Consider the following 22,182-nt stretch of genomic DNA (forward strand, 5'->3'; position numbering starts at 1 on the left):
CATGAGGAAGAGCCACCCCCTTCGGCGGATCGTGCTGGCGACGGCCGCGACCGTGTCCGGTGTCGTGCTGCTGCTGTCGCTGAAGCCGGCGTCCGGTCCGGCGTCGGCCGCGGCGGGCACGGCACCGCAGCAGACAGCGGCGGGACAGGAGTCACCACAGGGCGGGACCCGGCCGGCGGGTGCGGCCACCGGCACGGTGACCGGTGACGCGACGCAGACGCAGTACGGGACCGTGCAGGTACGGCTGACCGTCGCGGGCGGCAGGATCACCCAGGCGCAGGCCGTCCAGGCGCCCAAGGGCGGGCTCAGCGACCAGAAGACCGCGATGGCCGTCCCCAGGCTCAACCAGGAGGCCGTCGCCGCGCAGAGCGCGCGGATCGACGCCGTGTCCGGGGCGACGTACACGAGCAACGGCTACAAGAAGTCGCTCCAGTCGGCGTTGGACAGGATGAAGCCTTCCGCCGGGTCTTCCGCGGGAACTCCCTCCGCAAGCTCCTCCGGGTCCACCGCAGGATCCTCCGCCGGGTCCTCGTCGTCCGGTGCCGCGCAGGCCCGTACGGTCACCGGAAAGGTCGCGCAGACCCCGTACGGCCCGGTGCAGGTGCGGATCACGGTGAAGGCCGGCAAGGTCGTCCAGGCGTCGGCGGTCCAGGCGCCCAAGGGCGGACTGAGCGACCAGAAGACCGCCATGGCCGTCCCCAAGCTCAACCAGGAGGCCGTCGCGGCCGGGAACGCGTCCATCGACGCGGTCTCCGGCGCCACCTACACCAGCACCGGCTACCGGCAGTCGCTCCAGTCGGCGCTGGACCAGGCCGGTGGCTGACACGGTGGCCGGGCCGGCCGGGACTCCCGCCGCGGTGCGTCATGCGGAGGAGGTCATGGGGACCGTCTTCTCCTTCGACGTCCGCGGCGGGGAACCGCGTACGGTCCGCGAGGCCCTGACCGAGGCGGTCGCGGGCCTGCACCGGGCCGACGCCGTCTTCTCCACCTACCGCGAGGACAGCGAGGTCGCACGGCTGGCCCGGGGGGAGCTGGCCGTCGCGGACTGCGCTCCCGAGGTGGCCGAGGTGCTGGACCTCGCAGCCGAGGCGGAACGGGTCAGCGAGGGGTGGTTCAGCCCGCGCTACCAGGGCGCGCTCGATCCCACCGGCATCGTCAAGGGCTGGGCCGCGGAGCGGGCGGCGCGATTGCTGGCGGACGTCGACGGGGTGTGCGGGGTGAGCGTCAACGGGGGCGGGGACGTGCAGTTGCTCGGCGCACCGGAGCCGCAACGCCCGTGGCGCGTCGGGGTGGCCGATCCGCTGCGCCCGGGCGGGCTGGCGGCGGTGATCTCGGCGGCGGGGGTGGCCGAACTGTCGGTGGCGACCTCGGGCACGGCCGAGCGGGGCACGCACATCGTGGACCCGCGCACGGGCAAGCCGGCGGTGACGGATCTCGTCGCCGTGACGGTAGTGGGCCCGCGGCTGACGTGGGTGGACTGCTGGGCCACGGCGGCGTTCGCGATGGGCTCGCGCGCGGGGTCGGCGTGGCTGGAATCCCTGCCGGACGTGGAGGGCCTGCTGATCACCGCCGGCGACGAGGTGCGGTGCACCGGGGGGTTGGCGGCGAGGCTGGGCTGACCGCACCTTTCCGCCCGCGACTTTTTTCGCCGGAGAGCCATCCGTTTCCCGCCCCGGGACGTATCCCCTGTACAGCAAGTTTCGGGAGGAACGCAATGGCCATCTTCAGCACTCTCCTGCCCGCGGTCCGCTGCGACCACGGCAGGGACACCTCGGGTCACGACCACGGCCACCGCCACGATCACCACGGTCACGACCACGGTGGCCGCCACGACCACGGCGACCGCCACGGCCACGACCACGACCACGACCACGACTGAGATCGCACACCAGGCCGAGCGGACCGGTGACCGGAGGACCCGGTCCGCTCCGCCGGTCCCCGAGGAACGCGTCCCATGGTGCACGTCCTGCGGCGCCCGGCGGCGGACGAGGCCTGCGACGGCGTCGTCGCGGCCGCGCCCGTCGTCTCGCCACGTGCGGTGTTCCGGCGGTTCTGGCCGTACACGCGCGGCGGCCGTCGCCGGCTCGTCCCCATGCTCTTCTTCAGCCTGGCCGGACCGGCGGTCGACGCCGCGGAGATCTGGCTCTTCAAGATCGTCGTGGACGGCGTGCTCGTGCCCCGCGATCTGCGGCCGTTGCTGTGGATCGCACCCGCCTATCTGGGACTGATCGTCTGCTCCGGGGTAGTGGGGTTCGCCGACGAGGTGACGTCCACCTGGATCGGCGAGCGCTTCCTGCTCTCCCTGCGCTCCGCTGTGTTCCGGCACGTCCAGGGGCTCTCGCTCGGCTTCTTCGAACGCCGACGGCTCGGGGACGTGCTGTCCCGCATCACCGGGGACGTCGACGCCGTCGAGACCTTTCTGCTCTCGGGGGTGGCGGACGCCCTCTACTACGTCATCCAACTGGGCTTCTTCCTGGGCCTGTTGTTCTATCTGCGCTGGGACCTGACCCTGCTCGCCCTCGTCGTCGTGCCGCTGTTCTGGGCTGCCGCACGGCACTTCGCGGGGCTCCTCAAGACCGCTTCACGGGAGCGCAGACGGCGCAGCGGTTCGCTCAGCGCGGTCGCCGAGGAGGTGCTCGGCAATGTCGCCCTGGTGCAGGCGTACAACCGGCAGGGGTGGGAGCAGGCCCGGTTCGAGCGGGAGAACGTGGGCCGGTACCGGGCCGCGATGGCCTCGGTGCGCATCCGGGCCGTCTACGGGCCCGTCGTCGAGATCATCGAGGTGACCGGCGGGCTCGCGGTCATGGGCCTGGGCACCTGGAAACTGGCCCAGGGACAGCTCACGCTGGGCGGGCTGCTGGTCTTCCTGGCGCTGATCGGCAAGCTCTACGGCCCGGTCCACGGCCTGTCCGGGCTGGGCACCACCTTCTACGCGGCCGCCGCCTCGGCGGAGCGGATCATCGAGTTGCTGGACCAGCGCCCACAGGTCGTGGAGGTGCCGGGCGCCCGACGGACCGGCCGCGCGCGGGGCGAGGTCGAGTACGACGGCGTCTGGTTCCGCTATCCGGGGGCCACCTCGTGGGCGCTGTCGGACGTGTCCTTCCACGTCGATCCGGGCGAGACGCTGGCGCTGGTCGGGGCCAGCGGGGCGGGCAAGTCCACGCTCGCCAAACTCCAGTTGCGCTTCTACGACCCCGACCGGGGAACGGTCCGGCTCGACGGGACCGATCTGCGGCAACTGCGCGTGTCCGACGCGCGGGAGAGCGTCGCGGTGGTGCTCCAGGAGACGCTCGTCTTCCACGGCACCGTGCGGGAGAACATCGCCTACGGCCGGCCGGGGGCGAGCGAGGCGGACATCGTCGCGGCGGCGCGCGCGGCGGACGCCCACGCGTTCATCGAGCGGCTCCCGGAGGGCTACGACACCCTGGTGGGCCAGCACGGCCGCACCCTGTCCGGCGGGCAGTGCCAGCGGCTGGCGATCGCCCGCGCGATGATCAGGGACGCGCCCGTGCTCCTGCTGGACGAGCCGACTACGGGGCTCGACGTGCGGTCGGGCCGGCGGATCATGGATCCGTTGCGCCGGCTCATGGCCGGGCGCACGACCGTGGTCATCTCGCACAACCTGCTGACCGTCCGCGACGCCACGCGGATCGTGGTGCTCGACCACGGCCGGGTCGTGGAGCACGGCGCCCACGACGACCTGCTCCGCGGCCAGGGGACGTACGCCCGGCTGCACCGGCTCAGCTCGGGCGCGGTGCTGTCATGAGCGGTCCCGCACCCCTCCCACCGGGCACGGAACCGGCGCCCGGGTACGTGATCCTGGCGCATCTGACCCGCACCGGCTGGCTGGACGTGTACGACGCGTGGAGCGGGAAGCGGGCCTGCCGGTGCGTGCTCAAGGCGGTGCGACCGGACCGGCGGGGCAGGGCGCGCCTCGGCGAGCGGCTGCTGCGGGAGGGGCAGTGGCTGCGGGGGGGGCAGTGGCTACGGGAGGGGCGGTGGCTGCGGGAGTTCAGCCATCCGCACCTGGTGCGGGGGGTTCTGCGCGCCGACCCGGCGGACCGGCCCACGGTCGCCGGCCCGGCCGCGGCGCTGGCGGCGAGCCGGACCGCTGCCCCCCTGCCGCCACCGTTTCAGGTCTCCGGCTCCACGACGTGGCCCTTCGCCAGGTGGGCCGTGGCGAGGACGGTGCCGCCGGGTGTGGCCAGCCGGGCGCCGGACAGGGTCGAGAGGTCACCGGAAGCGGCCACGCCCCACTCGCCGTGCCCGCCGATCAGGGTGAAGTCGCCGACGCGCACGGTCGTACCGTCGGCGTGCTCCAGGAGGCAGGTGACCTTGCCGGTGTACGAGGCGTGCGGGCCGACCAGGTCGACGGACACGAAGACCCAGCCGGGGGTTCCGGGGTGGGCGTAGACCTCGCCGACGGTGGCGCCGCCGGCCGAGGTCATGTCCCCGACCAGCATGAGTTCGGACTCGGCGGCGGGAGCGGTGGAGGCGAGGACCCCCTCGACGGCGGTGCCGATCCCCCAGCCGGCGAACCCGACGGCGATGGCGGCCGCGGTGGCGACGCCCGCGAGCCGCAGCCGGGCCCGCCGGGCACGGCCGCGCAGGTCCCGGGACGCCCGGCCGGCGGCGCCCGCGGGAGCCTCCTGCTGCGACGCCTGCAGTGCCAGCCTGCGCGCCACCCGGGTCTCGAACCCGAGCGGTGGCTCGCTGTCCGGCAGCAGGCCGATCAGCCGGTCGCCGACCTGGGTGAGCCGGCGGACGTACTCCCGGCAGTCCGCGCACCGGTCCAGATGGGCGAGCGCCTCGGCGCGCGCGCGGCCCTGCAGCACGCCCAGCGCCAGCTCGGCGCCGATCTCCCGCAGCTTGTCGCAGCCCGCGTCACCGGACATGGTCGCCCCGCTTCCCGGACGCGAGCGCGGCGCGCAGTTTCGCCATGGCGGCCCTGATCCGTGTCTTGGCGGTGCCCAGCGGGATCCGCTCGGCGTCGGCGATCTGCTGGGCCGTCATTCCGTAGATGCCGGCCATCACCAGGGCCCGGGCCTGTTCCCGGGGCAGCCGCGCCACGGCGGCCCGCAGCTGGGCGGAGGTCTCGTCGGCCAGCGCCCACTGCTCGGGAGTCTCGGTGACGGCACCGATGAGAGCGTCCAGGTCCTCGGGGGCCATCGGCTCGGTACGCCGTGCCCGGACGGCGTCGACGGCGAGGTTGTGCGCGATGGTCGTCAGCCAGGTGGTGACCGAGCCGCGGCGCGAGTCGTAGATCTGGGCATGACGCCACGCGCGCTCGAACGTCAACTGGGCGACGTCCTCGGCGAGTTGCTCATCCCCGGTGATGGCCATGGCGACCCCGAAGACCCGATGCTGGAACCTTCTTACGAAGATGACCGCGAGTTCCGGATCGCCGGCGGCCAGCCCGGACAGCAGTGCTTCGTCCGGGAGGCGGCCCACGGGGAACCGAAAACCCGACACACCTCTGTATACGGTCGACGGCCGCCAGGAGATTGCCCGCCCCCCTGCCCGCCCGTCGCGGAAGATCACATTCCCATTCTCCGCCGACGGGTGGGGCGCCGCATGCGGGCTCAGTGCCCGTTCTGTGCCAGTCGCAGCATGTGGTCCGCCAGCGCCTGACCACCGGTCGGATTCCTGCTGATCAGCATCAGGGTGTCGTCACCGGCGATGGTGCCCAGGATGTCGTGCAGTTCGGCCTGGTCGATGGCCGAGGCCAGGAACTGGGCCGCGCCCGGCGGGGTGCGCAGGACCACGAGGTTGGCCGAGGCCTCGGCGGAGATCAGCAGCTCCTGGGACAGGCGCCGCATCCGCTCCTCCTTCGCCGACCCGCCCAGCGGCGCGCGGGGCGTGCGGAAACCGCCCTCGCTCGGTACCGCGTAGATCAGGTCGCCGTCGGTGTTGCGGATCTTCACCGCGTTCAGCTCGTCGAGGTCCCGGGAGAGCGTCGCCTGGGTGACGCTCAGCCCGTCGTCGGCGAGCAGCTTGGCCAGCTGGCTCTGCGACCGCACCGGCTGCCGGTTGAGGATGTCCACGATCCGGCGGTGCCGTGCGGTGCGGGTCTGCGGTACGGCGGGCCCGGCACCCGCCTGCTCGTGGTCCTGCGCCTCGCTCATCGTCGTCTCATTCCCCGGATCGTCCTTCCCCATCGTCCCCGTTCACCGGGACCGCTGCGTCGAGGATGCCGGGCAGTGCCCCCAGCAGCGCACTCGCCTCGTCGTCGCGGAGGTTCAACGGCGGCATGAGCCGTACGACGTCGGGGGCGGGCGCGTTCACCAGGAACCCGGCCTCCTGGGCCGCCTGCTGCACCTGCGCCGCGCGTGGCCCGGTGAGCACGATACCCAGCAGCAGGCCGGCGCCCCGGACGTGGTCGATCAACGGGTGGCCCAGCGCCTCGATTCCGTCGCGCAGCGCGGCGCTCTGCCGCTTGACGTTCGCCAGCAGGCCCTCGTCCGCGATGGTGTCGAGCACCGCGAGCCCGGCGGCGCAGGCGACCGGGTTGCCGCCGAAGGTCGTGCCGTGGTGGCCGGGCCCGAGCAGGTCCGCGGCCCGGCCGAAGGCCACGGTGGCGCCGAGCGGCAGTCCGCCGCCGAGCTGCTTGGCGAGGGTGACGACGTCGGGCAGCACACCCTCGTGGGCCTGGTACTCGAACCAGGTGCCGGTGCGGCCGACGCCGGTCTGCACCTCGTCGAGGACGAGCAGGGCACCGGTGGCGGCGGTGATCGCGCGGGCGGCCTTGAGATAGCCGGGCGGGGGCACGACCACGCCGTTCTCGCCCTGGATCGGCTCGATGATCACCAGGGCGGTCTCCTCGGTGACCGCGGCGGCGAGCGCCTGGGAGTCGCCGTAGGGGACGTGGGTGACGTCGCCGGGCAGCGGCCGGAAGGGATCCTGCTTGGCGGGCTGGCCGGTGAGTGCGAGGGCGCCCATCGTGCGGCCGTGGAAACCGCCGTGGGTGGCGACCACGTGGGTCCGCCCGGTGAGCCGGCCGATCTTGAAGGCGGCCTCGTTGGCCTCGGCACCGGAGTTGCAGAAGAAGACCCTGCCGTCGCGGCCGAAGAGCTGCAGGAGCCGTTCGGCGAGGGCGACGGTGGGCTCGGCCATGAAGAAGTTGGAGATGTGGCCGAGCGCGGCGATCTGCCGGCTCACGGCCTCGACGATCGCCGGGTGGGCGTGGCCGAGGGCGTTGGTGGCGATGCCTCCGACGAAGTCGAGGTAGGCGCGGCCCTCGGCGTCCCACACCGTCAGGCCCGCGCCGCGTACGAGGGGCAGCCGCGGGGTGCCGTAGTTGTTCATGAGCGCGCCCTGCCAGCGCGCGGTCAGCGCGTCGTTGCCCGTGTCGGCCGTGTTGCCCGTCATGACTGCTCCCCCTCGGCTCCGTCGGGCACGACCATCGTGCCGATGCCCTCGTCGGTGAAGATCTCCAGCAGGATCGAGTGCTGGACCCGGCCGTCGATGACGCGTGCGGTGTTCACGCCGTTGCGTACGGCGTGCAGGCAGCCCTCCATCTTCGGCACCATGCCGGAGCTCAACTCCGGCAGCAGCTTCTCCAGTTGGGAAGCGGTGAGGCGGCTGATCACCTCGTCGGAGTTCGGCCAGTCCTCGTAGAGTCCCTCGACGTCGGTGAGGACCATGAGGGTTTCGGCGCCCAGTGCAGCAGCGAGTGCCGCAGCCGCCGTATCAGCATTGACGTTGTAGACATGTCCGTCGTCCTGGCTCCGGGCGATCGAGGAGACGACCGGGATACGGCCGTCGGCGAGCAGCGCCTCGATCGCGCCCGTGTCGATCGCGGTGATCTCGCCGACCCGGCCGATGTCGACCAGCTCGCCGTCGATCTCGGGCGTGTGCTTGGTGGCGGTGATGGTGTGCGCGTCCTCGCCGGTCAGGCCGACGGCGAGCGGACCGTGCTGGTTGAGCAGGCCGACCAGCTCGCGCTGCACCTGGCCCGCGAGCACCATCCGTACGACGTCCATCGCGTCCTCGGTGGTGACCCGCAGGCCCGCCTTGAACTCGCTGACGATGCCGTGCCGGTCGAGGGCGGCGCTGATCTGCGGGCCGCCGCCGTGCACGACGACGGGCTTGAGGCCGGCCTGCCGCAGGAAGACGACGTCCTGGGCGAAGGCGGCCTTCAGCTCCTCGTTCACCATGGCGTTGCCGCCGAACTTGATGACGACGGTCCTGCCGTTGTGCCGGGTCAGCCAGGGCAGCGCCTCGATGAGGATCTGGGCCTTGGGCAGCGCGGTGTGTTTACGCGTGGAGGTCATGACGAGTAGGCGCTGTTCTCGTGGACGTAGTCGGCGGTCAGGTCGTTGGTCCAGATCGTCGCGGTCTCGGGGCCCGCGGCGAGGTCGGCGACGATGTGCACCTCGCGGTAGCGCATGTCGACCTTCTCGCGGTCCTCGCCGACGGAGCCGTTCTTGCACACCCAGACGCCGTTGATGGCGACGTTCAGCCGGTCCGGCTCGAAGGCGGCACCCGTCGTGCCGATCGCGGAGAGCACGCGGCCCCAGTTGGGGTCCTCGCCGTGGATCGCGCACTTGAGGAGGTTGTTGCGGGCGATGGAGCGGCCCACCTCGACGGCGTCCTGCTCGCTCGCCGCGTTGATCACCTCGACCTTGATGTCCTTGCTGGCGCCCTCGGCGTCACGGATCAGCTGCTGCCCGAGGTCGTCGCAGACCTGCCGTACGGCCTCGGCGAACTCCTCGTACTCCGGGGTGATGCCGGAGGAACCGGAGGCGAGCAGCAGCACCGTGTCGTTGGTGGACATGCAGCCGTCGGAGTCGACGCGGTCGAAGGTCGTGCGCGTCGCCGCGCGCAGCGCCCTGTCCAGTACGTCGCTCTCCAGCTCCGCGTCCGTGGTGAGGACGACCAGCATGGTGGCGAGGCCCGGCGCGAGCATGCCGGCGCCCTTGGCCATGCCGCCGACGGTCCAGCCTCCCCCGGACTCCGTCCGGCGGGACCCCCGGGTCACCACGGAGGTCTTGTGGACGGTGTCGGTGGTCTTGATGGCGATGGCGGCCTTCTCGCCGCCATGCTCGGACAGCTGGGCCGCGGCCGTCTCGATGCCGGGGAGCAGCTTGTCCATGGGGAGCAGGACACCGATGAGGCCGGTGGAGCAGACGGCGACCTCGATGGCGCCGCGGCCGAGCACCCCGGCCGCCTTCTCGGCGGTGGCGTGGGTGTCCTGGAAGCCCTTGGGGCCCGTACAGGCGTTGGCGCCGCCGGAGTTGAGGACGACCGCGGAGATCTGGCCGCTCTTGAGGACCTGCTCCGACCACTGCACCGGCGCGGCCTTCACACGGTTGGAGGTGAAGACGCCCGCGGCGGCCCGACGGGGCCCGTCGTTGACCACGAGGGCCAGGTCGGGACTGCCGTTCTCCTTGATCCCGGCGGCGATGCCCGCCGCCGTGAATCCCTTGGCTGCCGTGACGCTCACGGTGCGACTCCGATCGTGGAAAGGCCGGTGGTCTCGGGGAGACCCAGGGCGATGTTCATGCTCTGGACGGCACCGCCCGCGGTGCCCTTGGTGAGGTTGTCGATGGCGCTGATCGCGATGATGCGGCCCACGCTCGCGTCGTACGCGACCTGCACCTGAACGGCGTTGGAACCGTAGACGGACGCCGTCGCGGGCCACTGGCCCTCGGGGAGCAGATGGACGAACGGTTCGTCGGCGTAGGCCTTCTCGTAGGCGTCGCGGACGGAGTCCGCGCTCACCCCGGGGACGGCCGCCGCGTTGCACGTGGCGAGGATGCCGCGGGGCATGGGCGCGAGGGTCGGTGTGAAGGACACCGCCACCCGCTCCCCCGCCACCCCGCTGAGGTTCTGGATCATCTCGGGGGTGTGCCGGTGGCCGCCGCCGACGCCGTACGGCGTCATGGAGCCCATGACCTCGCTGCCGAGCAGATTCGGCTTGGGGGCCTTGCCCGCGCCGGAGGTGCCGGACGCGGCGACGATCACCGCCTCGGGCTGGGCGAGGCCGGCCGCGTAGGCCGGGTACAGGGCGAGGGAAACGGCGGTGGGGTAGCAGCCGGGCACCGCGATGCGCCGGGACCCCCTGAGCGCGGCGCGGGCACCCGGCAGTTCGGGCAGGCCGTAGGGCCAGGTGCCGGCGTGTGCGGAGCCGTAGAACCGCTCCCAGTCGGCCGGGTCCCGCAGCCGGAAGTCGGCGCCCATGTCGATCACGAGGACGTCTGGGCCGAGCTGCTCGGCGACGGCGGCGGACTGCCCGTGCGGCAGCGCCAGGAAGACGACGTCGTGCCCGGCGAGCGCCTCGGGGGTGGTCTCGGCCAGGACGCGGTCGGCCAGCGGCAGCAGGTGCGGCTGGAGCGCGCCGAGCCGCTGGCCTGCGTTGGAGTTTCCGGTCAGGGCACCGATCTCGACCTCGGGGTGTGCGAGGAGCAGCCGCAGGACTTCTCCGCCCGCGTATCCGCTCGCTCCGGCCACCGCCGCACGTACCGACATGTCCATCCTCCTCTTGATGGCATGACTATACGTAAGGCCGCAGTTTTATGCAACGGCTATGCGGTCGGCTAGGCGATCGACTTGGGGAGCATCACCCAGCGGGACACGACGAAGGTGACCGGGATCGCCGCCGCCGAGGCGAGCAGCGGGGCGAACCGGCTGCCCGCGTGCAGGACGTCCACGATCACGTAGACACCGAGGGTGGTGATCAGGAAGTTAGTGACGTTCGTCAGCGGGAACAATGCGAATTTCCGCCACGTGGGGCGGATCCGGTAGGTGAATCGGGCGTTGAGGAAAAAGGAGCCGATCATGCTGAGCGAAAAAGCCAGGACATGCGCGGCCAGGTAGGGCAGCCATATGAGGAACAACAGATAGAGGCAGTAATACGTGGCCGTGTTGAGCACACCGACCACGGCAAAGGTAATGATCTGTCGCTTCAAGGAATGAGGTCTTTCGTCCGTTCCACGTTGGTCGCCTTCACCAGGAAGTGCGGGCGGCCCTTCACCTCGTAGTAGATGCGGCCGGTGTACTCCCCGATGACTCCCAGCATGACCATCTGCACGCCCGCCAGGGCCGTGACGGCGGTGATGATCGTCACATATCCGGGCGTCTGCACCCCGTGGACGAGCGCGGCGCCCACGATCCAGGCCGTGTAGAGGCCGGCGCACAGGAGCAGGCCCATGCCGAGCCAGAGGGCGGCCCGCAGCGGACGGTTGTTGAACGACAGCAGTCCGTCGAGGCCGTAGTTGAGCAGGCCGCGGAAGGACCAGGAGCTGCTGCCGGCCTCGCGGGCCGCGTTCTCGTACTCGAAGGTGACGCTCGGGAAGCCGACCCAGGCGAACAGGCCCTTGGAGAAGCGGTTGTACTCGGTGAGGTCCAGGACGGCGTCCACCACACGGCGCGACAGCAGCCGGAAGTCGCCGACCCCGTCGATGAGTTCGACGTCGACGACGCGGTTGACGAGCCGGTAGTAGAGGCGGGCGGCGAAGGTGCGGACGAGGCGGTCGCCGGTGCGGGTGCGCTGGGCGATGACCTGGTCGTGGCCCTGTTCGCGCAGTTCCACCATCCGTTGGATCAGCTCCGGCGGGTGCTGGAGGTCGGCGTCCATGACGATCAACGCATCGCCGGAGGCGTTGCGCAGACCGGCGAGCAGGGCCGCCTCCTTCCCGAAGTTGCGGCTGAAGGACACGTAGCGCACCCGGGGGTCGAGGGTCGCGAGGCGTTCAAGGACGGCGAGCGTACGGTCGCGGCTGCCGTCGTCGACGTAGACGAACTCCATGTCGTGGCCGAGCGGGAGCAGCTCGTCCGCGATCTTCTGGACCTCCTCGTGGAAGCGTTCGAGGACGTCTTCCTCGTTGTAGCAGGGTGCGACGATCGATATCAGCATGGTGGTTCCCCCAGGGGCGCGGTCAGCGAGCGGTGGTCACGCGCTCGCGCGGCGGTGTGGTCGTGGGCGGCGCGGGCGCGCGCCGGCGGCGGACGGCGGGGACGGCGGTGAGCAGGACGAGGGTGGCCAGCGAGGCGGCCCCGACGGTCGTGCCCAGCCGCAGGCCAGGTGGATGGAAGGTGCAGGTCAGGCTGGTCGACGTGGCGTCGAGGGAGACGGCGACGAGCCCGTGGTAGCTCATCGCGGGCCGGTCCGGACCGTCGCCCGTGGCACACCGCCAGCCGGCGATCCGGGGTGCCGCGAGCACCGCGATGCCCTTGCTGTGTGCGGGCAGCTCGGCGCGTACGGTCGCGCCGGAGACGGTCACGCCGGTGGCGCCGGTGGCGGTGAGCCGGGCTGCGGCGGTGCGCAGCCGGGCGGTGTCCAGGCAGCCGACGGCGCCGGCGGGGACGCGGCCGGGCCGGTTCGGGGTCAGCTCGATGCGGACCCGCCCGGAGGCGGGGGCGCGGCCGAGCGCTTCCATGGCGGCCCGGTTGCCCGGATACGCGGCCGCGAACCGGACGCCCGTGCCGGCGCCCGCGAGCCGGGCGGTGCCGGAGAAGTAGGGGGCCCACAGGTGCACCTGGGTCCCGGCCGGGCAGCGGGCCGTGACGGTCGGGCCGGTCAGGGCGTTCCCCGAGCCGACCCGGCCGTCCGCGACCGGCTTGCCGCTGTCGTCGTGCACGGCGGTGCGGGGCACGGTGTAGACGCGGCTGCCGAGCAGCAGCTCCTGGTTGCGGTACGGCGACGGTCCGAAGGACGCCGGGTCGGGCGTGGTCCGTACGGTCACCAGGGGCGGCACGTCCCGCCGGGTGACGGTGACCGGGGCGCTGTCCGGCGGCAGGTGGGTCCGGTGCGGGTCGGGCGGGTTGTGCAGCCGGGCGCCGACGGAGAAGACGACGTCGGTGACGGCGTTGTCCAGGCTCTGCACGCCGCGCCCGCGCGAGGTCCAGCCGCCGCCGAGGGCGGTGAGGGTGCGGCTGAGGACGTCGGAGGTGAGGCTGCTGTAGTACTGGGCGCCCTGACCGCCCACCAGCATCGGGTCGTTGGCGACGGTCTGCTCACGGCCGGGGTCGGTGCGGTGGCGCGGCCAGCCGTCGGCCCCGGCGATCGCCTCCGCCTGCTGCCGCTGCCGCTGTCCCCAGGGCGCGTAGTCGTCCAGGTGCTTGAGGCGCAGCTCGGTGGCGACGGCGGAGGTGGCGGCGCTCTCGCCGGCCTGCGCCCCGAGCAGGAGTACGACGGCCAGGCCGGCGAGTCGGGTGCGCGGCCGGGCGCGGCCCAGCAGAAGGAGTCCGCCCAGGGTGCCCGCGACGGCGAGCAGCAGTACCGGCCAGGTGTGCGGGCGTACCAGCGCGCTGCGGCTCGCGACGGCGGTGATCAGGGCGAGCAGCGCGGTCGCGGCGCCGAGGGCCCGCCGGTCGGGCGGGCCGTACGCCAGCGCGTGCCAGGCGGCGATGACGAGCAGTCCGCACAGGACGAAGGCCTGCCGGTAGGAGCTGCCCTGCGGGGTGGCGAAGGCGTGCCAGACCAGATGGGTGGGCGCCCACTGGAGCGAGAGGGCGACCGCGAGGACCAGGGCCGTCCAGCCCGCGCGCACGGGACCGGGCACGGCCCGGTGGAAGGGCAGGGCGAGGGCGAGCACCAGCGCGGTGACGCCGACGTAGAGGGCCGGGGTGCCGAAGCTGTACGTCGTCGGGAGCAGCCGGGCCAGCAGGTCGTCGCCCGGCACGGGCGTGAACTGCCGTACGCGGCCGGGGTAGGCGTGCCGGGTGCCCAGGTAGACGACGGTGACGAGCGGAGCGGCGAGGCCCGTGCCGAGCGCGGTGGTGAGGCCGGCGCGGCCGACGGCGGCGAGCGCCTCGCGGCGGGACGGGCGGGCGAGCAGCAGGCGCAGCAGCAGGACCAGGGCGGCGCCGAGGGTGGCCATGTAGGCGGTGTAGAAGTTGGCGGTCCAGGCGAGGGCGACGATCAGCACGCCGGCCGGGCGCCGTCGCCGTGCGAGGCTCCACTCGCCGACCAGGCACAGCAGCGGCAGGGCGATCAGACCGTCGAGCCACATCGGGTTGTAGTCGGCGTCGGCCAGGGTCCAGCCGCACAGCGCGTACGAGGCACCGAGCAGACCGGCGGCCCACCAGCGGCCCGGCCTCAGGGTGAGCAGGAGCCAGGCCATGGCGGCCGCCGCCGAGGCGGTCTTCAGGACCGTGATGACGTAGACCGCGAGGTCGATCCGGTCCCGGGGGAAGAGGGCGACGAGGAGTGCGAACGGGCTGCCGAGGTAGGTGCCGAGGTCGGGCAGGAAGCTGGATCCGTAGCCGGACTGCCAGTTGACGAGGAGGCCGCCGTCGGCGCGGCCGTGCAGCAGGTCCCACAGATGGGCGTGGAAGGGCACGTACTGGTTGCCGAGGTCGTTCACGCTGCGGGTGCGGGGCCCGAAGGGAAAGCTGCGCGCGAGGACGTCACCGGCGCAGAACGCCGTGAGCGTCACGGCCGCGGCGAGCAGGGCGGCGGCCCGCCGCGGTCGGGATATCTCTTTCACACCCGTTTCCTGTCCGGGTGCCGCCGTGCGTTTCGGGGCCCCCACGGAATGTATTCCTCATCGATTCGCCGACTTAGACGGAGGAGGTTTCCGCATGGTTGTGCCCGCTCTCGAAGAAAGGCACGGTTCGATGGATTATCCGGAACAGATCGTGAATTCTGCGGACGCCAGGGAAACGGCGGATTTCAACGAGGTGTGCTCAACGTGAATGCCCCTTGCGGGCGGCGTCGGCGCCGGTGCCCGGGTCGGCCGGGCCGTGGCGCTCATGGCTGCGCGAAGTCGGAGCTTGACCTGGAGCGCGCTCCAGGTTCTACCGTTCTTGTCATGACCAGCGGACAACCTCTCCCGCAGGACCGGGAACCGTCGTTGACCATCGCCCAGGTCGCCGAGCGCACGGGCCTGAGTCACGACACGCTCCGGTACTACGAGAAGGCCGGCCTGATCGAACGGGTCGGCCGGACCACCGGCAACCAGCGTCGCTACCAGACGGCGGACCTGGCCTGGCTGGAATTCCTGCTGCGGCTGCGCGAGACCGGCATGTCGATCGCCGACATGCAGCGCTTCGCCCGGCTGCGGGCGCAGGGGGACACGACGATCGCCGGCCGGCTGGCGATGCTCCGTGAGCACCGCGCCGAACTGGCCGACCGCATCCGGTCGCTCAGGCGCAACGCGGCCGCGCTGGACGACAAGATCGCACACTACGAAGGGCTGCTCCCCGAGGAGCAGCCGGGAACGGACGAGTTGACATGAGCGCGAGCACCACCCGTGAAGAGCGTTTCGCCCACGGTCTGGAGGTCCTGAAGAAGGTCGACGGCGAGGCCGGGCAGCGGGTCGTGGACTCGCTCGCCGACATCAACCCGGAGCTGGGGCAGCAGGTCGTCGCCTGGGCGTTCGGGGAGATCTACGACCGGCCCGGACTCGCCCCGCGCGACCGCCAGCTGGTCACCCTGGGCATGCTCACCGCGCTCGGCGGTTGCGAGGCCCAGCTGGACGTGCATGTGAACGCCGCCCTGAACGTGGGCCTCACGCCGGAGCAGATCACGGAGGCCCTGCTGCACTCCGCCGTCTACTGCGGCATGCCGAAGGCACTCAACGCCACCTTCGCCGCGAAGAAGGTCTTCGCCGAGCGCGGGCTGCTGCCGCTCGGACAGCGGCCCGCGCAGGAGAGCCCGGCTACTTCCGCTTGATCCTCAGGAACGTGATCGAGTTCGCCGGGAAGGTGTACGTGAACCGGTCGGCGACCCCCGTGAACGTGGACGTGACCGGCGCGACCGCCGTGGCCGTCTCGCTGTTCACCGCGTCCGGCGCGGCGGCCAGCGTGGTCACCCTGGCCTTGGACGCGACCTCGGCGCCGCCCAGGTCGATCGCCGTACGGGCCGCCGAGGACTGGTCGTTGACGACCTTGACGATCAGCTCACCGGTCTTCGCGTCCCGCGTCACGACCTGCCGGAACGGCTCGGCCGGCTTGTCGTCGGCGAAGCTGCCCCACTGCTGTCCGTCGAGGTAGAGGGTGACCTGGCGGCCGCGCACCTTGATGTCGACGTCGTAGGCGCGCCCGGTCTCGACCGAGCCGGGCTTGGACATCAGCGTGGACTTGCCGCCGTCCACGGCCTGCTCGACGGCGCTCTGGGTGTCGTTCCAGCCGCCGATGTTCCACCAGTAGTAGTCACCGGTGTCCTTGACGCCGAAAGCGACGAGGAAGCCCTCCTGGCCGGACTTCTTGGTGGCCTTCACATGCAGGTCGTAGTCGTGCCAGGCGGGGTCGCCGGCCGAGACCATGGTGTTCTCGGCGGTGGTGTCGCTCTGTACGTAGCTGCCGTCCCGGACGCTCCAGCTGCCGGTCCCGGTGTGGGTCCACTTCGAGGCGTCACCGGAGAAGTCGTCGCTGAGCAGGGTGCTGCCGTCGGTGGCGGTCACCTTCACGTCGTCGTAGGCCGCGCTGGTGTTCCAGGTGGACAGTCCGACGGCGCCGGTGACGGGGCCGCTGACGTCCGGGGTGCTGGTCGCCGTGCTCGGCACCACCCGGTCGCCGACGTTGGTCATGAACAGCTTCTGGACCTCGTAGTTGGCCGAGTCCCAGGAGGCGTGGTTGTTGAACCACACCAGGTCCGGGCGCCACTGGACAGCGTCCTCGTTGGCGAACAGCGGGGCGTAGGAGGCGAGTTCGACGACGTCCGCGTTGCGTTCCAGACCGGTCATGTACGCAGCCTCGGCGAGGCCGTTCTTGAAGGCGTTGCCCTGGGAGGCGTACTCGCCGACGAAGACCTTCGGGCCGCTGCGGTCGTAGGAGTCGTAGCGGTCGTTGTTCTGCAGGAACCACTGCGGGCTCTTGTAGTAGTGCTCGTCGACCAGGTCGACCTTGGCGTCCTTGTTGAGCTTCCAGGCCGTGTCGAAGGTCGTGCCGCTCGCGTCCGGGCCCGAGTTGGAGATGACCCGCATGTACGGGTACTCGGCCTGGATGGCCGCGCGGAACCGGGTGAAGCGGGCGAAGAACTCGTTCGGCAGGTTCTCCTCGTTGCCGACCTCGATGTGGGTGAGGCGGAAGGGCTTGGGGTGGCCCATCCCGGCACGCACCTTGCCCCACTTCGAGGTCGCCGGGCCGTTGGCGAACTCGATGAGGTCCAGGGTGTCCTGGATGTGCCGCTTGAGCAGGGCGTCGTCGTCCACGGCCTGGTTCTGGCCGCAGCCGGTCACCAGGGCCGGTACGACGGGCAGGGGCATGGCGCCGATGTCCTCGGCGAAGCGGAAGTACTCGTAGTAGCCGAGTCCGTAACTCTGGTTGTATCCCCAGAAGTTGGCGTTGGCGGGACGGGTCTCGACCGGGCCGACGGTGTCCTTCCACTGGTAGGCGCGCTTGCGCTGCCAGCCGGAGGCCTCGCTGTAGTCCTGCATGGAGCCGGTGTTGACCAGGCAGCCGCCGGGGAAGCGGACGAAGCCGGGGTGCAGGGCGGCGATCTTCTCGGCGAGGTCCTTGCGCAGGCCGTTGGGCTCGTGCTTGTAGGTGTCGCGCGGGAAGAGGGAGACCATGTCGAGGGCCGCGGCAGTGCCGGAGGCCACGGCGAGACGGCCGGTGGTGCTGGTGCGGCTCGCGGTGAAGGTGGCCCTGTACTGGGCCCAGCCGCCCATCCTCGCCGCGATCCGCCGGGCGGTGGCGAGGGTGCCGCCCGCGTCCTGGAGGCTGACGGTGAGCGTGGTGCCGGCGTCGGCGCGGGCCCACACCGAGAAGTCGTACTTCACGCCGTCCGTGACCGCGATCCCGGTGTTGTAGCCGGAGTTGGTGACCGCCGAACCGGCACCCAGGGCGAGGTAGTCGCGGTTGCGGTCGCCCAGGCGGCCGGAGTCGTCGACGACCCGCGCGGTGCCCGAGACCGTCCAGGCGGTCAGCGGTGTGTACGACTTGTTGTCGTCGCTGGAGTACTCGAAGGACCGGTTCTGGACCAGCTCGGCGTACAGACCGCCGTCAGCGGCCCGGTTGATGTCCTCGAAGAAGACGCCGTACATCGACTTGTCGATCGCGGGCCCCTTGGCCGAGGGGTCGACGGCGATCGAGTAGTCGGTGACACCCTCGGCGTGGGCGGGGGCGGGGAGGGCGGCCGTGGCGAGCAGGACGGCGCTCGCTCCCAGGCCGAGTCTCCAGCGGGCGGTGCGTGACATGGATACTCCGCGGCTCTGAGGTGTCCGGAGGACAGTTCGTTCGAAATATCAGACGCTGGTCAGCACTTCGAACGCACGCTAAGGGAGGGGCGTGAGCACGTCAATGGGCGGGACGGGGTCGACAAGGTCACCCGTAAGCTCGGCGTATGCAGGGGCAGCAGCGGTACTGGCCGGTCGCCGACGTGCTGGCCTATCTGGCCGGGCGCTGGCGCGTCGAGCGGAGTGTGCGGGACCTCGCGGGCGGGGCCGAGGGGCACTTCTCGGGAGTGACCGTCTTCGGCAGGCTGCCCGGCGGCGGGCTGCTGCACGAGGAGGCGGGGGACTTCACCTGGCAGGGCGTGACCCGGCCCGCGACCCGGACGCTGCGCTTCCTGCCGGGGCCGACGCCGGGCACGGCGGACGTACGGTTCGCCGACGGGCGCCCCTTCCACGGCCTCGACCTCGGCTCGGGGCGGTACGTCGCCGACCATCCGTGCTCGGCCGACCTCTACCGGGGCGAGTTCACCGTCCGGGACGCCGCGCGCTGGCGCACGGTGTGGCGGGTCGGCGGCCCCGCGAAGGACCTGCTCCTCACGACCGACTACGTGCGCGAGGACTGAGCGCAGACACCGTCGAAGCGGAGGTTCCAGCGGCCCGCGCGGCCGGTGACGGTGGTCGTGGACAGCGGGCGCACATCGATGTTCCAGTAGGTCGCGGGCGGCGCCTTCAGGGCGTAGACCAGGGCTGCGCGGACCACGGCGGGCTCGGCGACGGCGACGATCCGGCCGCCGTCCTCCGCCGGCCGGGTGTCCAGCCAGCCGCCGATCCGGGAGACGAAGGCCAGCAGGGACTCGCCGCCGTGCGGGGTGGCGCGCGGATCGGCGAGCCAGGCGTCCACCGCGTCCGGCTCACGGGCCATCGCCTCGCCCAGGGTCAGCCCGCGCCAGCGGCCCATGTCGCAGTCCCGCAGCGCCGGCTGGACCAGCGGGCCGTACCCCAGGGCGTCGCCGGTGGCCCGGCTGCGCGGGGTCGGCGAGCAGTAGCGCAGCTCGGCGGCCGCCAGCGGCAGCAGCTCCCCGGCGGAGCGCTGCACCTCTTCCCAGCCCGCCTGGTCCAGCGGCCGGTCGTCCTCGAAGCGCTCCGCGAGCAGCGGGGCACTGCGCGCGGCGGCGACGAACGTCACCCTCAGTGGCATGCGGTGATGGTGGGCCGCGAGTGGGGGCAGGTCAAGGGGTGCCACCTGTGAGTTACGGCGGGTGCGCGGCCGCTCACCGGGGCGCTCCTACTCGAAGAGGTGGATCATCCACCGCTCGGGCCGGTCCAGCGGCCGGAAGCCCACCTTCTCGTACACCTGCTGCGCGTCGTGGGTGGCGAGCAGGAAGCGGCGCAGCCCGTACGGCTTCAGATGGTCGCGGATACGGCCCACGAACGCCGTGCCGATCCCCTTGCCGCGCACCGACGGGTCGACGTACACGTCGGCGAGCCAGGCGAACAGCGCCTGGTCGGTGACGACGCGCGCGTACGCCACCTGCTCCCCCGAGGTCCGCTCGTACACGCCGAAGTTGATCGAGGACGCCATCGCGCGTTCGTGCTGCTCGCGGGGCCGGTCGATCGCCCAGTAGGCGTCGGTCGACAGCCAGCCGTGGACGCGGTCCACGTCGACGCGGGCGGTGTCGGCGGAGAATTCGTAGCTGTCGGGGAGCTCGGGCGTCTGGGTCATGCCAAGATCCTCACAGTGCGATCGACCCACGTCGAATCGACTTCCCGCCTCAGAGCACCTCGTCACAGGCCGCCCGCAGCCGCCGTACCCCCTCCGTGATCTCCCCGGTCCCGGCGACCGCGGCGAAGCTCAGCCGGAGGTGGGCGGCGGGGGGTTCGGCGCTGAAGTAAGGGCGGCCGGGGGTGAGGGCGACGCCCGCACGGAGGGCGGCCGCGGTGAGCGCCTCTTCTCCCCCGGAGCCGTCGGGGAGGCGCAGCCAGAGGTGGTAGCCGCCCGACGGGACGTGCGGCAGGGCGAGTTCGGGCAGCCGCGCGGCGAGCGCGGTCGTCAGCGCGTCGCGGCGGACCTTCAACTCGGCCGACAGCGCCCGCAGATGGCGGGGCCAGGCCGGGGAGCCGACCAGTTCCAGGGCCGCCTCCTGCAGCGGCCGCGGGACGAAGAAGCTGTCCACGACCTGGATGGCGCGCAGCCGTTCCAGCACCGGTCCGTGCGCGGCCAGGGCGCTCACCCGGAAGCTGGGCGAGGTCGCCTTGGTCAGCGAGCCGACATGGACGACCACGCCGTCCGGGTCGTCGGCGGCCAGCGGGCGGGGCAGCGGGCCGGCGTCGGCGTGCACGAGGCGCCGCACGAAGTCGTCCTCGACGACGAACGCGCCCGCCTCGCGGGCGATGCGCAGCACCTCGGCACGCCGGCCGGGGGCCAGCACGGCACCGGTCGGGTTCTGGAACAGCGGCTGGCACACGAACACCCGGGCGCCGCTGGCCCGGAAGGCGTCGGCGAGCAGTTCGGGCCGCACCCCCTCGGGGTCCACGGGCACCGGCACCGGGCGCAGTCCGGCCGCGCGGGCGAGCGCCAGCATCCCCGGGTAGGTGGGCGACTCCACGAGCACGGGGGCGCCGGGCGGGGCGAGCGCGCGCAGGGCGGTGGCCAGGGCGGACTGCCCGCCGGCCGCGATCAGCACCTCGGCCGCGGTGACGGCCCCGCCGATCCCGCGCGCGAACCACTCCCGCAGCTCCGGCAGCCCCTCCAGCGGCGGCCTCCCCCAGGCGCCCGGTCGCCGTCCGGCCCGGGCCAGGGCCGCCGCCATGGCGCGCTCGGGCTGGAGGGAGGGGTGCAGATAGCCGCCGCTGAACTCCAGCACCCCGGGTGGCGGGGCGGCCAGCGAGACCGTGACCCCCGAGGCGTCCACCGTGCGCGGTACGAGGTCGGCGCTGCCGTCGGCGCTCAGCGCGACCTCCTGCCAGGAGGTGTCCCCGGCCGGGGTCTGCGCCGTGTGCGGCCGGGCGCGGAAGGCACCGGCTCCGGGCCGGGTGACCACGAGCCCCTCGGCGGCCAGCTGGGCCAGGGCCCGGGAGACGGTCACCGGACTCACCCGGAACCGCTCGACCAGCGCCCGACTCGATGGGAGCTTTCCACCTGGAGAGTAGCGGTCGAGGTCCCGTCGGAGCTCTTCTGCCAGTTCGCTTACGCTGCTACGCTGGTGCATGAGTACACAGAGTAGCGCTACTGCAACGAGCCCGATAGCGGTCAACGCCCCGCGCGAGCGCAGTGGCCTCGGTACCGGGCTGGCCGCCCTGGGCGTCGCCTCCTTCTCCCTGACGTTCCCGGCCACCGCCTGGGGCCTGCAGGGCTTCGGCCCCTGGTCGCTGGTGGCCGCGCGCTGCGTCCTCGCGGCACTCGTCGCGGGCGGCTGTCTGCTCGCGCTGAGGGTGCCGCTGCCCGAGCGGCGTCATCTGCCGGGGCTCGCCGTCGTCGCGGCCGGTGTCGTGCTCGGCTTCCCGATGCTGACCACGCTCGCCCTCGAGACCTCCACCACCGCGCACGCGGCCGTCGTGGTGGGGCTGCTGCCGCTGACCACCGCGGTCCTGTCGGCGGTGCGCATCGGCAGCCGGCCCTCGCGCCGGTTCTGGCTGGCCGCGCTGGCGGGGGCCGCGGCCGTGGTGGCCTTCACCCTCACCCAGAGCGGCGGCGCGCTCACGGTCGCCGACGGCTATCTCTTCGCGGCCCTGCTGGTGTGCGCGGCCGGGTACACCGAGGGCGGCCGGCTGGCCCGGGTGATGCCGGGCTGGCAGGTCATCGCCTGGGCACTGGTGCTGTGCGCGCCGCTGGCCGTCCCGGCCGCCGCGGTGGCGCTGGCGTACGAGCCGGTCCAGCTCGGCTGGCACGGGATCGCCGGTCTGCTGTGGGTGGCGCTGGGCTCGCAGTTCCTCGGCCTGGTCGTCTGGTACCGGGGCATGGCGGCCATCGGGATCCCGCGGGCCAGCCAGTTGCAGTTGGCCCAGCCGCTGCTCACACTGGTGTGGTCGGCGCTGCTCCTGGGCGAACACTTCACGGCGGCCGCTCCGCTGACCGCCGTGGCCGTGCTCGTGTGCATCGCCGTCACCCAGCGGTCGTGAT

At 72.3% G+C, this 22,182-nt stretch carries 22 protein-coding genes; 8 read left to right on the top strand and 14 right to left on the bottom strand.

The annotated features are described in order from the left end of the window. Nucleotide 1 precedes the first annotated feature (1 nt). From ADK64_RS13595 to ADK64_RS13605, 4 genes are all read left to right on the top strand, one after another. On the top strand, nt 2–823 hold the full coding sequence (locus tag ADK64_RS13595; protein ID WP_053658557.1) for an FMN-binding protein: 822 nt from the start codon (nt 2–4) through the stop codon (nt 821–823). After that, nucleotides 816–1,619, top strand: a complete 804-nt coding sequence (locus tag ADK64_RS13600; RefSeq protein WP_234384556.1) for an FAD:protein FMN transferase — start codon at nt 816–818, stop codon at nt 1,617–1,619. The genes ADK64_RS13595 and ADK64_RS13600 overlap by 8 nt, the downstream gene beginning before the upstream one ends. A 95-nt stretch (nt 1,620–1,714) precedes the next feature. Next, nucleotides 1,715–1,879, top strand: a complete 165-nt coding sequence (locus tag ADK64_RS45880; protein ID WP_159046229.1) for a hypothetical protein — start codon at nt 1,715–1,717, stop codon at nt 1,877–1,879. Nucleotides 1,880–1,954: 75 nt separating this feature from the next. Next, nucleotides 1,955–3,766 carry an ABC transporter ATP-binding protein gene (locus ADK64_RS13605; protein ID WP_053658562.1) on the top strand — a complete coding sequence of 604 codons (1,812 nt, stop codon included), beginning with the start codon at nt 1,955–1,957 and terminating at the stop codon, nt 3,764–3,766. A gap of 367 nt (nt 3,767–4,133) precedes the next feature. Here the strand turns inward: ADK64_RS13605 and ADK64_RS13610 are convergent, their stop codons facing one another. From ADK64_RS13610 to ADK64_RS13655, 10 genes are all read right to left on the bottom strand, one after another. Then, complete coding sequence (locus tag ADK64_RS13610) at nt 4,134–4,895, bottom strand: hypothetical protein (protein ID WP_053658564.1); 762 nt, start codon at nt 4,893–4,895, stop codon at nt 4,134–4,136. Further along, the gene (locus ADK64_RS13615; RefSeq protein WP_053658566.1) at nt 4,885–5,472 is read right to left on the bottom strand and encodes an RNA polymerase sigma factor; all 588 of its coding nucleotides are present in this window, start codon (nt 5,470–5,472) and stop codon (nt 4,885–4,887) included. Before ADK64_RS13615 ends, ADK64_RS13610 begins: the two co-directional genes overlap by 11 nt. Nucleotides 5,473–5,582: 110 nt before the next feature. After that, on the bottom strand, nt 5,583–6,125 hold the full coding sequence (locus ADK64_RS13620; RefSeq protein WP_053658568.1) for an arginine repressor: 543 nt from the start codon (nt 6,123–6,125) through the stop codon (nt 5,583–5,585). A gap of 7 nt (nt 6,126–6,132) precedes the next feature. Then, nucleotides 6,133–7,368, bottom strand: coding sequence for an acetylornithine transaminase (locus ADK64_RS13625; RefSeq protein WP_053658570.1), 1,236 nt, complete (start codon nt 7,366–7,368; stop codon nt 6,133–6,135). Next, complete coding sequence (argB, locus tag ADK64_RS13630) at nt 7,365–8,273, bottom strand: acetylglutamate kinase (RefSeq protein ID WP_053658571.1); 909 nt, start codon at nt 8,271–8,273, stop codon at nt 7,365–7,367. The genes ADK64_RS13625 and argB overlap by 4 nt, the downstream gene beginning before the upstream one ends. Beyond that, nucleotides 8,270–9,445 (bottom strand): bifunctional glutamate N-acetyltransferase/amino-acid acetyltransferase ArgJ, encoded by a 1,176-nt coding sequence (gene argJ, locus ADK64_RS13635; RefSeq protein ID WP_053658573.1) that lies wholly within the window; start codon nt 9,443–9,445, stop codon nt 8,270–8,272. Before argJ ends, argB begins: the two co-directional genes overlap by 4 nt. Beyond that, nucleotides 9,442–10,470 carry an N-acetyl-gamma-glutamyl-phosphate reductase gene (argC, locus tag ADK64_RS13640; RefSeq protein ID WP_053658723.1) on the bottom strand — a complete coding sequence of 343 codons (1,029 nt, stop codon included), beginning with the start codon at nt 10,468–10,470 and terminating at the stop codon, nt 9,442–9,444. Before argC ends, argJ begins: the two co-directional genes overlap by 4 nt. 68 nt (nt 10,471–10,538) lie before the next feature. Continuing rightward, a complete protein-coding gene (locus tag ADK64_RS13645) occupies nt 10,539–10,910 on the bottom strand; it encodes a GtrA family protein (RefSeq protein ID WP_053658576.1) in 372 nt (123 codons plus the stop codon). Next, nucleotides 10,907–11,857 carry a glycosyltransferase family 2 protein gene (locus ADK64_RS13650; RefSeq protein WP_053658578.1) on the bottom strand — a complete coding sequence of 317 codons (951 nt, stop codon included), beginning with the start codon at nt 11,855–11,857 and terminating at the stop codon, nt 10,907–10,909. The genes ADK64_RS13645 and ADK64_RS13650 overlap by 4 nt, the downstream gene beginning before the upstream one ends. A gap of 22 nt (nt 11,858–11,879) precedes the next feature. Next, the gene (locus ADK64_RS13655; RefSeq protein ID WP_053658580.1) at nt 11,880–14,432 is read right to left on the bottom strand and encodes a YfhO family protein; all 2,553 of its coding nucleotides are present in this window, start codon (nt 14,430–14,432) and stop codon (nt 11,880–11,882) included. A gap of 324 nt (nt 14,433–14,756) precedes the next feature. On the opposite strand from ADK64_RS13655, the gene ADK64_RS13660 reads away from it, so the two are divergent. Further along, the gene (locus ADK64_RS13660; protein ID WP_053658582.1) at nt 14,757–15,182 is read left to right on the top strand and encodes a MerR family transcriptional regulator; all 426 of its coding nucleotides are present in this window, start codon (nt 14,757–14,759) and stop codon (nt 15,180–15,182) included. Next, entirely contained in the window at nt 15,179–15,619 is a 441-nt protein-coding gene (locus ADK64_RS13665; RefSeq protein ID WP_053658584.1) for a carboxymuconolactone decarboxylase family protein, read from the top strand. Before ADK64_RS13660 ends, ADK64_RS13665 begins: the two co-directional genes overlap by 4 nt. Here ADK64_RS13665 and ADK64_RS13670 read toward each other — a convergent pair. Beyond that, nucleotides 15,606–18,086 carry an alpha-L-arabinofuranosidase C-terminal domain-containing protein gene (locus ADK64_RS13670; protein WP_053658586.1) on the bottom strand — a complete coding sequence of 827 codons (2,481 nt, stop codon included), beginning with the start codon at nt 18,084–18,086 and terminating at the stop codon, nt 15,606–15,608. The genes ADK64_RS13665 and ADK64_RS13670 overlap by 14 nt on opposite strands. Nucleotides 18,087–18,232: 146 nt before the next feature. On the opposite strand from ADK64_RS13670, the gene ADK64_RS13675 reads away from it, so the two are divergent. Continuing rightward, the gene (locus ADK64_RS13675; protein ID WP_053658588.1) at nt 18,233–18,685 is read left to right on the top strand and encodes a DUF6314 family protein; all 453 of its coding nucleotides are present in this window, start codon (nt 18,233–18,235) and stop codon (nt 18,683–18,685) included. Here ADK64_RS13675 and ADK64_RS13680 read toward each other — a convergent pair. The 3 genes from ADK64_RS13680 to ADK64_RS13690 form a co-directional block, all read right to left on the bottom strand. After that, nucleotides 18,667–19,260 carry a histidine phosphatase family protein gene (locus ADK64_RS13680; RefSeq protein WP_053658590.1) on the bottom strand — a complete coding sequence of 198 codons (594 nt, stop codon included), beginning with the start codon at nt 19,258–19,260 and terminating at the stop codon, nt 18,667–18,669. The genes ADK64_RS13675 and ADK64_RS13680 overlap by 19 nt on opposite strands. Nucleotides 19,261–19,347: 87 nt before the next feature. Beyond that, nucleotides 19,348–19,785, bottom strand: coding sequence for a GNAT family N-acetyltransferase (locus ADK64_RS13685; RefSeq protein WP_053658593.1), 438 nt, complete (start codon nt 19,783–19,785; stop codon nt 19,348–19,350). Nucleotides 19,786–19,834: 49 nt separating this feature from the next. Then, nucleotides 19,835–21,271, bottom strand: coding sequence for a PLP-dependent aminotransferase family protein (locus ADK64_RS13690; protein ID WP_053658594.1), 1,437 nt, complete (start codon nt 21,269–21,271; stop codon nt 19,835–19,837). Between ADK64_RS13690 and ADK64_RS13695 the strand changes: the two genes are divergently transcribed. After that, nucleotides 21,270–22,181: a DMT family transporter gene (locus tag ADK64_RS13695; protein WP_078992638.1), complete on the top strand. Its 912-nt coding sequence runs from the start codon at nt 21,270–21,272 to the stop codon at nt 22,179–22,181. The two genes, ADK64_RS13690 and ADK64_RS13695, sit on opposite strands and share 2 nt — an antisense overlap. Nucleotide 22,182: the final 1 nt, after the last annotated feature.

Origin of the sequence: Streptomyces sp. MMG1121 (assembly GCF_001280015.1) — a bacterium.
Taxonomy (GTDB): domain Bacteria; phylum Actinomycetota; class Actinomycetes; order Streptomycetales; family Streptomycetaceae; genus Streptomyces.